This window comes from Streptomyces sp. NPDC012508 (assembly GCF_042902595.1).
Taxonomy (GTDB): domain Bacteria; phylum Actinomycetota; class Actinomycetes; order Streptomycetales; family Streptomycetaceae; genus Streptomyces.
Window position 1 is genome coordinate 834,544 of record NZ_JBIBEO010000001.1, and the last position, 12,817, is coordinate 847,360.

10 protein-coding genes are annotated in these 12,817 nt (G+C 72.3%); all 10 read right to left on the reverse strand.

Going from position 1 to position 12,817, the window contains the following annotated elements:
- Positions 1-35: 35 nt before the first annotated feature.
- Entirely contained in the window at positions 36-1,421 is a 1,386-nt protein-coding gene (locus ACFY8U_RS03550) for an aspartate aminotransferase family protein (protein ID WP_389565074.1), read from the reverse strand.
- Positions 1,418-3,301, reverse strand: a complete 1,884-nt coding sequence (dxs, locus tag ACFY8U_RS03555; protein WP_389565076.1) for a 1-deoxy-D-xylulose-5-phosphate synthase — start codon at positions 3,299-3,301, stop codon at positions 1,418-1,420. The genes ACFY8U_RS03550 and dxs overlap by 4 nt, the downstream gene beginning before the upstream one ends.
- A gap of 146 nt (positions 3,302-3,447) precedes the next feature.
- On the reverse strand, positions 3,448-4,470 hold the full coding sequence (hpnH, locus tag ACFY8U_RS03560) for an adenosyl-hopene transferase HpnH (RefSeq protein WP_361440256.1): 1,023 nt from the start codon (positions 4,468-4,470) through the stop codon (positions 3,448-3,450).
- Positions 4,471-4,477: 7 nt separating this feature from the next.
- Positions 4,478-5,185, reverse strand: coding sequence for a 1-hydroxy-2-methyl-2-butenyl 4-diphosphate reductase (locus ACFY8U_RS03565; RefSeq protein WP_389565079.1), 708 nt, complete (start codon positions 5,183-5,185; stop codon positions 4,478-4,480).
- Positions 5,185-7,173: a squalene--hopene cyclase gene (gene shc / locus ACFY8U_RS03570; RefSeq protein ID WP_389565082.1), complete on the reverse strand. Its 1,989-nt coding sequence runs from the start codon at positions 7,171-7,173 to the stop codon at positions 5,185-5,187. The genes ACFY8U_RS03565 and shc overlap by 1 nt, the downstream gene beginning before the upstream one ends.
- 107 nt (positions 7,174-7,280) lie before the next feature.
- Positions 7,281-8,381, reverse strand: a complete 1,101-nt coding sequence (locus ACFY8U_RS03575) for a polyprenyl synthetase family protein (RefSeq protein WP_361594876.1) — start codon at positions 8,379-8,381, stop codon at positions 7,281-7,283.
- The gene (gene hpnE / locus ACFY8U_RS03580) at positions 8,378-9,826 is read right to left on the reverse strand and encodes a hydroxysqualene dehydroxylase HpnE (RefSeq protein WP_389565085.1); all 1,449 of its coding nucleotides are present in this window, start codon (positions 9,824-9,826) and stop codon (positions 8,378-8,380) included. The genes ACFY8U_RS03575 and hpnE overlap by 4 nt, the downstream gene beginning before the upstream one ends.
- Before the next feature lie 82 nt (positions 9,827-9,908).
- Complete coding sequence (gene hpnD, locus ACFY8U_RS03585; RefSeq protein WP_389565088.1) at positions 9,909-10,859, reverse strand: presqualene diphosphate synthase HpnD; 951 nt, start codon at positions 10,857-10,859, stop codon at positions 9,909-9,911.
- Positions 10,856-11,773, reverse strand: coding sequence for a squalene synthase HpnC (hpnC, locus tag ACFY8U_RS03590; RefSeq protein ID WP_389565091.1), 918 nt, complete (start codon positions 11,771-11,773; stop codon positions 10,856-10,858). Before hpnC ends, hpnD begins: the two co-directional genes overlap by 4 nt.
- Positions 11,774-12,089: 316 nt before the next feature.
- Positions 12,090-12,743: a TetR/AcrR family transcriptional regulator gene (locus tag ACFY8U_RS03595; RefSeq protein ID WP_389565093.1), complete on the reverse strand. Its 654-nt coding sequence runs from the start codon at positions 12,741-12,743 to the stop codon at positions 12,090-12,092.
- Between the last annotated feature and the right edge of the window lie 74 nt (positions 12,744-12,817).

The following is a 12,817-nucleotide window of genomic DNA, read 5'->3' on the forward strand; positions in this document are numbered from 1 at the left end:
TTGCCCCAGAGGCAAAAGCCCGTGTCGCGCGGCGGTCAGCGCTGTGCGACCGCCTGCTTGACCAGCGTCTTTCCGAAGTCCCACATCAGCCCGCCGCCCGCGTGGGCGTCGTCCATCACGGCCGTGAAGGCGGTCACGAAGCGGTCCACGTCGGCCTCGTCGATGATCAGCGGCGGAATCAGCTTGATCACCTCCATGTGGTCCCCCGACACCTGGGTCAGGATCCGGTGACGCTGGAGCAGCGGCACGACGACCATCTGCGCGAAGAGGCCCTTGCGGGCGGTCTGCAGCATCGTCCACCGGCTGCGCAGTCCGAGCGAGGAGGGCCGCCCGAACTCGATCCCGATCATCAGGCCGCGCCCGCGGATCTCGTGCAGCAGCTCGTAGCGCGGCACGAGCTCCTTGAGGCGTGAGGAGAGCAGGTCGCCGATCCGGCGCGCGTGCGCCACCGTCCCCTCGTTCTCCATGACCGAGAGCACGGCGAGCCCGGCGGCCATGGCCTGCGCGTTCGACCCGAAGCTGGCGGAGTGGACGAGGACACGGTCCATGGACGAGTAGACCTTCTTGAAGATCCAGTCCTTGCCGAGCGTCGCGCCGACCGGCACGTATCCGCCGGAGAGCGCCTTGGCGACGCAGAGCAGGTCCGGTTCGACGCCGTCCTCGTGCTGGTACGCGTAGAAGTCCCCGGTCCTGCCGAGCCCGGTCTGCACCTCGTCGGCGATCAGCAGCGCCCCGTGCCGGTGCAGCACCTCCTGGGCGGCGCGCAGGAAGCCGGGCGGGGCCTCGTGCACCCCCTTGCCCTGGATGGGTTCGACGACGAACCCGGCGACGTCGCCCTTGCGCAGCTCGCGCTCCAGGGCGTCGAGGTCGCCGAGCTCGATCGCGGTGTCGGGCAGCAGCGGGGCGAAGCCGTCCCGGAAGCCCTTCTCGCCGTTGACCGAGAGGGAGCCGGTGGTCAGACCGTGGAAGGCGTGGGAGCAGTAGAGGATCCTGGGCTTCCCGGTGGCGTACCGGGCGAACTTCAGCGCGGTCTCCACCGCTTCCGTACCGCTGTTGCCGAAGAAGACCCGGTCCAGGTGCGGGCTGTGGGCGAGCAGCTTCTCGGCGAGCAGCCCGGGCAGCGGCTGGCAGTCGAAGCGGGTCAGGTCGGCGAGCTGGGCGTCCAGGACGTCGTGGAGGGCCTTGCGGACGACGGGGTGGTGCCGCCCGAGGCCCATGACGCCGAAGCCGGCCAGCATGTCGAGGTGGTCGCCGCCGTCGGCGTCCCAGAAGTGGGCGCCCTCGGCCCGTACGTAGACCTTGTCGAAGCCGATGGTGTGCAGCATGCGCGGGAGCTGGTGGTTGAGGTACCGGGTGTGCAGCTCGTAGCGCTCCGCGCCGCGTTCGGCGAGCAGTGCCGAGAGGTCGAACTCCTTGCTCATCGCCCCTTCTTCCGGGTCAGTGCGGCGCTGATCCGTCCGGCGATCTCCACCGGGGTCAGGCCGAGGTCGGCGAGCACCTCGCCGCGCTTGGCGTGGCCGAGGAACTGCTCGGGGATCCCGAAGGTCCGCAGCGGGACGTCGACGCCGGCGTCGCGCAGGGTCTGGCCGACGGCCGCGCCGACGCCGCCGGTGCGGATGCCGTCCTCGACGACGGCGACCAGGCTGTGCCGCTCGGCGAGCGGGGCGAGGGCCTCGTCCACCGGTTTGACCCAGCGCGGGTCGACGACGGTGCAGTGGATGCCGCGTCCGGCGAGCAGATCGGCGGCCTGGAGGCAGACCTCGGCCATGACACCGACGGCGACGAGGAGCACCTCCGCGCCCGGCCCCGACGGCTCCAGCAGGACGTCCATCCCGCCGATCCTCCCCACGGCCGGGACAGGCTCCCCCACCGTCTCCTTGGGGAAGCGCAGCAGGGTCGGGGCGTCGTCGACGTCGACGGCCTCGCGCAGCTGGGCGCGGAGCTGCTCGGCGTCGCGCGGGGCGGCGATCCGCAGGCCCGGCACGACCTGGAGGACGGAGAGGTCCCACATGCCGTTGTGCGAGGCGCCGTCGGTGCCGGTGACGCCGGCCCGGTCCAGGACGAAGGTGACCCCGCACCTGTGCAGGGCGACGTCCATGAGCAGCTGGTCGAAGGCCCGGTTGAGGAAGGTCGCGTACACCGCCACGACGGGGTGGAGCCCGCCGGTGGCCAGGCCCGCGGCGGAGACGACGGCGTGCTGCTCGGCGATGCCCACGTCCCAGACCCGGTCGGGGAACCGCTCGGCGAACTTCGTCAGGCCGACGGGGTGGAGCATGGCGGCGGTGATCGCCACGACGTCCGGGCGCTCGGCCCCGAGCTCGGCGATGGCCTCCCCGAACACGGCGGTCCAGGAGGGTCCGGCCGACGGGGCGAGCGGTGCGCAGGTGAGCGGGTCCATGGCGCCGACGGCGTGGAAGCGGTCCGCCTCGTCCTCCACGGCAGGGCGGTAGCCGCGGCCCTTCTCCGTGAGGCAGTGGACCAGGACGGGACCGTGGAAGCGCTGGGCGCGGCGCAGCGCGGACTCGACGGCGCCGATGTCGTGGCCGTCGACGGGGCCGACGTACTTGAGGCCCAGGTCCTCGAAGAGCCCCTGGGGCGCGAACGTGTCCTTGAACCCCTTCTTGGCGCCGTGCAGCGACCCGTAGAGGGGCTGCCCGATCACGGGTGTGTGCTGGAGGACGTCCTTGCCCCAGGCGAGGAAGCGCTCGTAGCCGTCGGTGGTACGCAGGGCGGCGAGGTGCTGGGCGAGGCCGCCGATCGTCGGGGCGTACGAGCGCTCGTTGTCGTTGACGACGATGATCAGGGGCCGGTCGCGGGCGGCGGCGATGTTGTTGAGCGCCTCCCAGGCCATGCCACCGGTCAGGGCGCCGTCCCCGATGACGGCGACGACGTGGTCGAGATGGCCGGAGACCTCGTTCGCCTTGGCCAGTCCGTCGGCCCAGCCGAGGACGGTCGAGGCGTGCGAGTTCTCGATGACGTCGTGCTCCGACTCCTCGCGGGAGGGATAGCCGGAGAGTCCGCCCTTGCTGCGCAGCTTGGAGAAGTCCTGGCGGCCGGTGAGGAGTTTGTGGACATAGCTCTGGTGCCCGGTGTCCCAGAGGATGCGGTCGTCGGGCGAGTCGAAGACCCGGTGCAGCGCGATGGTCAGCTCCACCACGCCGAGGTTGGGTCCCAGATGGCCACCCGTCCTGGCGACGGCTTGGATCAGGAACTGCCGGATCTCCGCGGCCAGTTCGTCGAGCTCCGCGCCGCCCAGCGGCCGGAGGTCGCGCGGCCCCCGGATGTTCTCCAGAATCGTCATGCTCGGCCCCCTTTCGTCGTTCGGCCGTACGTCCTCGGCCGTGCACCCGGGGCCGTACGCCCGGGCCGGACACCCGGGGCCGTACGTCCTCGGCGTCCGGGAGGCCCGCGCCCTGTGACGTCGCGGGACCTCCCGTACCCGTCACGTCATCCGCGGTTGCCGGAGACGGTCTCGCGGGCCGCCCTCAGGGACTCCTTCAGCGAGCCCATGGTGGCGAGGACGGCGGTGGGCTCGTAGCCGCAGTGCGCCATGCAGTTGGCGCAGCGCGGGTCCTTGCCCCGGCCGTACTTCTCCCAGTCGGTCTCCTCGATCAGCTCCTGGTACGTGGGGACATAACCGTCGCTCATCAGGTAGCAGGGGCGCTGCCAGCCGAAGAGCGAGTAGTTCGGGATCGCCCACGCCGTGCAGGGGAAGTCCGCCTTGCCCTCGAGGAAGTCCAGGAAGAGCGGCGAGTGGTTGAGCCGCCACCGGCCCCGGTTGCCGCCGGCGAAGGCCTTCTTGAAGAGCTCCCGGGTCTGCTCGACACCGAGGAAGTGCTCCTGGTCCGGGGCCTTCTCGTAGGCGTAGGCGGGCGAGATCATCATCTCGTCGACCTGGAGGTCGTCGTTGAGGTAGTTGAGCACCTCGATGATGGTCTGCGGGGTGTCGGTGTTGAAGAAGGTCGAGTTGGTGGTGACCCGGAAGCCGCGCCGCTTGGCCTCCTTGATCGCCGCCACCGCCTCGTCGAACACGCCCTCCTTGGCGACGGATTCGTCGTGCCGTTCGCGCAGACCGTCGATGTGCACGGCGAAGGCGAAGTACCGGGAGGGGGTGAAGTTCTCCAGCTTCTTGCGCAGCAGCATCGCGTTGGTGCAGAGGAAGACGTACTTCTTCTTCGCCACCAACTGGCGCACGATCTCGTCGATCTGAGGATGCATCAAGGGTTCGCCACCGGCGATGGAGACCATCGGCGCCCCGGACTCCAGGACGGCGCCGACGGCCTGGGCGACCGGCATCCGCTGCTTGAGCACACCGGCCGGGTGCTGGATCTTCCCGCAGCCCTCGCACTTGAGGTTGCAGGCGAACAGGGGCTCCAGTTCGACGATGAGGGGGAACTTGTCCCGCTTGCGGAGCTTCTGTTCGATGAGATAGGTCCCGACCCGGATGGACTGACGGAGCGGCATGGCCATAACTCGCTCACCTCCTGGGGAGCAGCAAAGAACGGTGCCATTCGAAGAATGCGGGAAGGACGGCACGAAGAACACGGAAAGCCGATATTCCACCGCGTACCGTGCCGATCCGGACCAGTTCATGTTCTGGAGCGTCCACGACCACCCGTACGGCCGCAACCGGACGGGGCCCGGCGTCCAGCGCCGTACGGAGCGTGGCGGCGGACTCCATGTCCACCGCGATGGCGCCGGTGGCCCGCAGCTCGGCGCGCTCGTGGCCGCGCACGACGTGGTCGGAGCCGGCCAGCGGGCCGGTGTGGACGGTCCGCCCGGGCAGCGTCCGGGTCAGGGCCTTCACCAGGAGTTCTGTCCCGGTACAGGCCGTGGTACCCCCGGGCCCGGCGCTCCCGGCGCCCCCGGGCGTGGCGCCGTCGGGTCCTTCTGGCCCGCCACGGGTCTCGTCGGCGACGATCAGATCCCCGGGGTGCATTCCGGGAGCGAGACCGGCGCAGAAGCCGGCGGCGATGACGACGGCGTCCCGCCAGGGCTCCTGCCCCAGCACCCGGGCCACGGTCCTTCGGGCGTGGCCCGGGCCCATGCCCGTACGGACGACGGTGAACGCGCCGGGCGCGCCGCCGCGCTCGCCGCTGCGCAGGGCGAGTTGCTCGATGCCGAGCGCGCAGGCGACCAGCAGCGGCGCGGAGGAGCCGGCCGAGGGCCCCGGCTCTTCGCCCATCAGCCCTCCCTGGAGACAGCCGGTTCACCGTTCACGTAGCGGCCCAGCGCCGTGAGCGGGAACACCTGCCGGTAGAGGTGGTAGTTGATGGAGAAGTCCCAGGGGAAGCCGGTCCCGGTGAAGTACGGCTCGTCCCAGGAGCCGTCCGGGCGCTGCGTCCCGGCGAGCCAGGCGACGCCCCGCTCCACGGCCTTGGAGTCACGGACACCGGCGGCGAGCAGGGCGAGCAGCGCCCAGGCGGTCTGTGAGGCGGTCGAGGCGCCGTGCCCGATCCAGGCCTGCTCCTTGTACGAGCGCAGGTCCTCGCCCCAGCCGCCGTCCTCGTTCTGTACGGACTCCAGCCAGGCGACGGCCCGGCGGATCGCGGGGTGGGAGCGGGGCAGACCGGCGGCGGTGAGCGCCGGGACCACCGAGCCCGTCCCGTACACGTAGTTGACCCCCCAGCGTCCGAACCAGGCTCCGTTCGGCTCCTGTTCGGCGAGCAGCCACTCGATTCCCCTGCGGGTACGGGGGTGGTGGGCCTTGCCCTCGTGGGCGAGCATCTCCACCACGTGGGCGGTGACGTCGGCCGATGGCGGGTCGATGACCTCGCCGAAGTCGCAGAACGGCAGCCGGTTGGGGAAGGGACTGGTGTTGTCGGCGTCGAAGGCGGCCCACGCGCCGTTCCTCGACTGCATGCCGAGGGTCCAGCGCGCGCCGCGGGCGATGGCCGACTCGACCCGGCTGGGGTCGGGGTGCCGGACGCGGCGGAGGGCGAGGATGACCTCGGCGGTGTCGTCGATGTCCGGGTAGTTGTCGTTGTGGAACTCGAACGCCCAGCCGCCCGGGGGCAGTCCGGGCCGGCGGACGGCCCAGTCACCGGGCCGGACGATCTCCTCGCCGAGCATCCAGTCGGCGGCCCGCACGAGGGCCGGGTGGTCGGCCGGGAGGCCCGCGTCGGCGAGGGCGATGGTGGCCAGACAGGTGTCCCAGACGGGCGACTGGCAGGCCTCGATCATGCGCGCGCCGTCCTCGCGCCACACGGCGAAGCGGTCGAGGGACTCCAGGCCCGCCCGCATGACTGGGTGCCCCAGGTCGTAGCCCAGCAGGTGCAGGGCGATCACCGAATAGACCGCGGGAGGCTGGATCCCGCCCCAGCAGCCGTCGTTCTCCTGGCGCTCGACGATCCAGCGGGCTGCCACGTTCATGGCGGCCTTGCGCAGCGTGCGCGGGGCGACCTTGTGGTAGAGGTGGAGCGCCTTGTCGAGCCGCTGGAAGGCACCGTCCCAACTCGCCACCGAAGCGGAGGGCTTGACCGGGTTCGGGTGGGCCGGGTCGGTGTGCAGTTCGTCCAGCGGGAAGGGAGCGGGCCGTACCGGCCGCTTGGCGGAGACCACCGTGAGCGGCACGATGGTCTGCCGGGCCCAGCAGCCGAAGTCGTAGATGTTGAGCGGGAACCACTTCGGCAGGAAGATCAGCTCGGGCGGCAGCTCAGGCAGGTCGTCCCACTTCCACCAGCCGAAGAGGGCGAGCCAGATCCGGGTGAAGACCCGGGCGGCGGCGATCCCGCCCCGCTCGCGGATCCAGGCGGCGGCGCGGGCCATGTGGGGGGCCTCGGGCAGGTCCCCGGCGAGGCGCAGCGCCACATACGCCTCGATCGTGGCGGAGAGCTCGCCGGGTCCGCCGTAGAAGGTGGCCCAGGCGCCGTCCTCGCGCTGCTCGCCGCGGATGAACAGGGCGGCGGCCCGGGTGGTCTCCGCGTCCAGGATGCCGAGGAACTGGCGCAGGAGGAGGTCCTCGGCGTCCATGGTGACGTTGGTCTCCAGGTCGCCCTTCCACCAGCCTTCGGCGTCCTGGAGGCCGAGGAGATGGTCGATGGAGCGTTCCGCGGCCCGTCTCGCGGCCTCGTCGAGGCCGGTCGCCGGCGCGGTGGTGGTTGTGGTGGTGTCGCTGGCCGCGGCTGCCCGGGGGCCCACGGCCCCGGCGCTTCCGTCGGTCGTCGCTGTCATGGCTTCCCCTTCGTGCAGTCGAATACTTCTGCTTCTTCGGGTCTGCCGTCGGCCGATGCCCGGTGGCACCGGCCGGCGACTGCGCACTCATATCAGGGTGATGGTGATCATCTCTTCCGTACGACGACGAAGTCGGCGAGCGCGGTGAGCTGGGCCCGGACGCGCTCGGGCATGTCCACCTCGTGCAGGGCCCGGATGGCGATGGTGTGCTGGCGGCGGGCCTCCTCGGAAGTCCACTCGCGCCCGCCGGCCTCCTCGATGAGGGCCGCGCGGGTGGCGAACTCCTCCTCGGAGAAGGAGTCGAAGTCGCTGCTCTTGGCGTCGGCGGCGAGCAGTTCGCCCAGCCGCTCGGAGGCCGGGCCGCCGGCCGCGAGGGCGGCGACGACGGGCAGGGACTTCTTGCGCTGGCGCAGGTCGCTCCAGGTCTGCTTGCCGGTGGCCTCCGGGTCGCCCCAGATGCCGAGCAGGTCGTCGACGGCCTGGAAGGCGAGGCCGAGGTGGTAGCCGTACTCCTCCAGCTTGTCGGCCGTGCGGTCGTCGGCGCCGCCGAGGACGGCGCCGATGGAGACGGCGCAGGCGAGCAGGGCACCGGTCTTGTTGCCCTCCATCTCCAGGCACTCCTCGACGGTGACCCGCTCGCGGTGCTCGTACGAGATGTCCTGTGCCTGTCCGTCGATGAGCTTGCGGGTGGCGGTGGTCAGCCGGCGGGTGGCGCGGCCGGCCTCGACGGTGCCGAGTTCGAGCAGCAGCTCGTTGGCGAGCGCGAAGAGCGCGTCGCCGACGAGGATCGCCTGCGCGGGGCCGTGCACCTTCCAGACGGTGTCGCGGTGGCGCCGCTGCTCGTCGCCGTCCATGAGGTCGTCGTGCAGCAGCGAGAAGTTGTGGACCAGCTCCACGGCGACGGCGCCGGGGACGCCGACCTCGGGGGCGACGCCCGCGGCCTCGGCGGAGAGCAGCGCGAGCGCGGGCCGGACGGCCTTGCCGCTGTCTCCCTCGGTGGGGTTGCCCTGCGCGTCGATCCAGCCGAAGTGGTAGGCGGCAACGGTGTCCATGGGCGGGGCGAGCCGGTCGACGGCCGCCCGCAGGACGGGGGTGGACAGGGTCCGCCCGCGCTCCAGCAGAGCGGTGACGTCGGCGGTGTCGACGGCCGGGTTCACCGGGGGCACAGTCGGCACGGTCTCTCCTCTTGTTCCAGTACTCACACTCATGCCGCCTCCTGCAGCGGATGTTCATGGCGGCGGCCGAGGGCGGAGAGCACGGCGCCCGCGGCGCTGAAACCACTGCGGACGGCACCCTCCATGGTCGCGGGCCAGCCGGTGGCGGTCCAAGCGCCGGCCAGATACAGGCCGGGGGCGTGGGTGCGGGCGGCGGGGCGGAGCCGGCCGACGCCCGGGGTGGGGGCGAACGTCGCTGTCCGCTCCCGGGTGACGAAGAAGTCCCGGATCCCGGCGCCGCGTGCCGCGGGCAGCAGGCGCTCCAGCTCCGGGAGGTAGCGCTCGCGCAGCTCGGCGACGGGCGTGTCGATCTCGTCCTGGGCGGCGGACTGGGAGACGGCCAGGTACTGTCCCGCCCGTCGCCCGCCACCCGTGTCCGAGGGCCCTTCGGGCCCGCCCCTCAGCAGACCGGAGGAGTCGGTGCGGTCGAAGACCCACTGCACCGGGGAGCCGAGCGCGGTGAAGAAGGGCTGCTTGAGCACCTTGCGGTCGTAGACGACGTGCACGTTGAGGATGGGCGCGGTGCCGATGTCGAGGAGCCGGTCGGGGTCGTCGAGGGCGCCCTCGGGGATCAGCTCGTGGGTCTCGCGCTGCGGCACGGCGAGGACGACGGCGTCGGCCTCGAGGGTCTCCCCCGGCACCTCCACGCTCCAGCGGCCGTCTTCGGTACGGGTGATCCGCTCGGCCTTGGTCCGCAGTTCGGTCCGTACACCGAGGGAGTCGAGGGCCTTGCGGGCGAGGGTGTCGTGGAGCTCGCCGAGGGGGACGTGTGCCCAGCCGATGTCGGCGGCGCCCGGTTCGGAGAGCAGACCGGTCTTGAAGACCATGGCGGCCAGGCCCATGGAGGCGTGCGGCGCGGTGGCGTTGAGGGTGGCGACGCCGACCAGGTCCCACAGGGCCTCGACCGCGCGCGGGGACTGGCCGTGGCGGCCGAGCCAGGTGGCGAAGTCGATGCCGTCGAGGGCGGGGTCGGCGGGGTCGAGCCCCTTGAGCGCGAGGGCGGCGCGGCCGACGCTCGCCCGCTCGGCGAGGGAGAGGTGCGGATAGGTCGCCAGGCTCCGGGCGAGGTGCAGCGGTACGGGCAGGCTGGTGCGGCGCAGCCGTCCGAGGCGGGGGCCGCGGGGGTGGGCGACGTCGAGGACGGGCACGTCGAGCCGGTCCTGGAGGGGCGCGAGGCGGGCGCCTTCGACGCGGTCGAGGAACCACCGGTAGGCGGTGCAGCAGCGCAGGTAGACGTGCTGACCGTTGTCGACGGTGAGCTCGCCGCGCCGGAAGGAGAACGCGAGCCCGCCCAGCCGTGGCCGGCCTTCGAGGAGTGTGACGCGCAGTCCGGCGTCGGCCAGTTGGAGCGCGGCGGTGATCCCGGCGAGTCCGCCGCCGATGACGACGGCGGACTCGCCGCCGGCCGCGCGGTGCGGGGTGATGCCGTCGGTGGTCACGAGGCCTCCCCTCGGATGGTCGCAGTCAGGGACGCCGCGGGGCGCCGCCGGGTTGCCCGGTGTCCGGGATCGTACGCGCGCATCAGGCACGCCTCCTGACGACCCGTCGGGAGATGTGCCGGGTGTCGAGCCCGGAGAGGCCGCGCACGGCGACGTACGCCTTCTCGCGGCCGGGCAGCGAGACGCGACCGCGCAGCACCGCCTCCGGGTCGCGCTCGATCCGGTCGAGGAGGCGGCGGTAGATCCCGGCCATCGCGGCGACGCAGGCGCCGCTGCGCCGGTCGAGCATGGGCAGGAGCCGGTATCCCTCGGCGAACAGGGCGCGGGCTCGGCGGACTTCGAAGTGGACGAGGCCGGTGAAGTCGGCGCCGGCGGGCGGGGTCTCGCTCACGAACCCCTCGCCGCAGCCGAACTTGGCGAGGTCGTCGGCGGGCAGGTAGGTGCGTCCGTTGCCGGCGTCCTCGCGTACGTCCCGGAGGATGTTGGTGAGCTGGAGGGCGAGCCCGAGCGTGTCGGCGTACTCGGGGGCGCGTTCGACGCCCTGCGCGCCGGGCTGGGTGCCGAAGACGCCGAGCGAGAGCCGCCCGATGGCTCCCGCGACGCAGCGGCAGTAGACCTTGAGGTCGTCCCAGGTCTCGTAGGTCTCGCCGCGTACGTCCATCAGGACGCCGTCGATGAGCTCGTCGAGCCCGCCGAGCGGGATCGGGAAGCGCCGGGAGGCGTCGGCGAGGGCCACGGCGACGGGATCGGTGTCGTCCTCGTCGACCCCGCCCTGCCGGATCCGGTCCAGGAGCGCGCGGGTCGCTTCGAGGCGGTCCCGCTTGGCGTCGGGGGCGAGCGTGCCGTCGCCGATGTCGTCCACGCGCCGTGAGAACGCGTACAGCGCGGACATGGCCTGTCGCTTCTCGGTCGGCAGGAGCCGGATCCCGTAGGCGAAGTTGCGGGCCTGCTGTCCGGTGACGGCCTCGCAGTAGCTGTACGCGGCCTGTACCGGCGCGGACGTCTCCGTCTGTCCCTCCACGGTCCGGCTCACCCCTCTCTCCGCGCTCTGAGCAAAATCGATCCCGCTTCCCGCATCAGACTCGGTTTGGTGGGCCTGGGCGACCCCGCCAGGACGTCGAACCCGCCTCCGGCGGCGGCGACGGCGCCGAGGGCCGCGCGTCCGCCGGCCGTGAAGCCGGTGAGCAGCAGCCGCAGCCTGCCGTGCACGCTGCCCACCAGCGGGATGCCGTCGTCGAGCAGGTCGCGGGCGCGCGCCGCCTCGAAGGCGATCAGGGCGCGTACGGACGCGTTCGCGGTCTGCCGGGCCAGGTCGTCCTCGGTGACATGGAAGCGCTTCATGTCCTCGGCGGGCAGGTAGATCCGGTCGCGGCCGAGGTCCTCGGCGACGTCCTGGAGGTGTTCGACGATCTGCAGGGCGGTGCAGACGGCGTCGGAGCGGCGGATGCGCTCGGGGGTGGCGGTCCCGGTGATCCCGAGGACGAGCCGTCCGACGGGGTTCGCGGAGAGTTCGCAGTACGCCACGAGGTCGTCGTAGGTCTCGTAGCGGCGTACGACCTGGTCCTGGCGGTTGGCCTCGATCAGGCCGAGGAACGGCTCGGGGGTGAGGGCGCGGCTCCGTACGGTGGGCTGGAGGGCGCGGAGCAGGGGGTGGCGGGGGGTGCCGTCGAAGACCCGCAGGAGGTCGGCCTCGAAGGCGTCGAGCAGGACGAGCCGGTCCTCGGCCCGTTCGGGGGCGACGCCGAGGTGGCGGGCGTCGGCTCCGCCGGGGGCGAGGTCGCCGTCGCCGATGTCGTCGACGAGCCGGGCGTAGCCGTAGACGGCCATGAGGTCGTCGCGCCAGGCGCGCGGCAGGAAGAACGGCGCCACGGGGAAGTTCTCGTCCGCGGCCTTGTCGAGCGTGGCGCGGGAGGAGGCGTCGGGGCGTACCTGTCGGGTCGGCGTCACTGGCCGCTGCCCGACGCGGGGACGGCGACACCCTCGTGGAGCTGGAGATTTCGCGTCATGGCCGTCATATCTCCTGTTCTACACTGCCGATCCAATCCATCCTATTTCGGACACGCCACCGGTCCTCCCCGGGGGGCTCACCGCATGACGGCCGGGATGCCTAGGGGTTATCGCCCCACTTGCCACGAATCAGCACCGGTACAGCTTACGTTGTACAACGCCGAGTGCCTCGTCGGGGTGCCCGGCCCCGCGCGAAAACATCGCAGGTCACGTCAACCCCCCTACAGGGAGCGGTAGTTCACATTCCGCCGGGCCGTCAGTCGGCGCGGGCGCCGGAGACCATCAGGGCGAGGGTGGACTCGACGACGTCGGCGCGACGCTGCTCCGGGAGGCGGCCGAGCGGGCCGTCGAGCAGCAGGAGTGACAGTCCGTGTACGGCCGACCACGCGGCGGCCTCGGCGGCGGGGCGGGCGCGGCGCGGGCTGCGGCCCGCCCCGGCCAGGGCGTTCAGGGCGTCCGTGAGCAGGGCGAACGCGCGGATCTCGGGTTCGGGTTCGGCCGGGCGGCCGGGGGGCGCCCAGGCGTCGCCACAGGCCGCGCGCGGGGTGCAGAAGGCCGCCCGGTAGAGGCCGGGCTGGTCCACGGCGAAGCCGACGTAGCCGCGGCCGAGGGCGGCGAGGCGTCGCTCCGCGGCGACGGTGGGGTCGTCGGCGCCCGGGGCTCGGGCGGCGGCACGCTCCATGGACTCGGCGAGCGCCCGCTGGGCGTGGATCTTGACGGCTCTGAGCAGCTCGCCCTGGCCGTCGAAGTGCCGGTAGGCGGCGGTGGGCGAGACGCCGACCCTGCGGGCCGCCTCGCGCAGCACGACGCGCTCGGGGCCGCCCTCGGTGGCGAGGTCGACGGCGGCGCAGATCAGCGCGTTGCGCAGATCGCCGTGGTGGTAGGACTTTCCCCCCGAGATCGCTGCCATGCGCTCATCCTGCCCGATGTTGACCGCATGAACATTCCAGGTGAGGGCCGGGGCCCGGCCCGGGGCGCACGGAG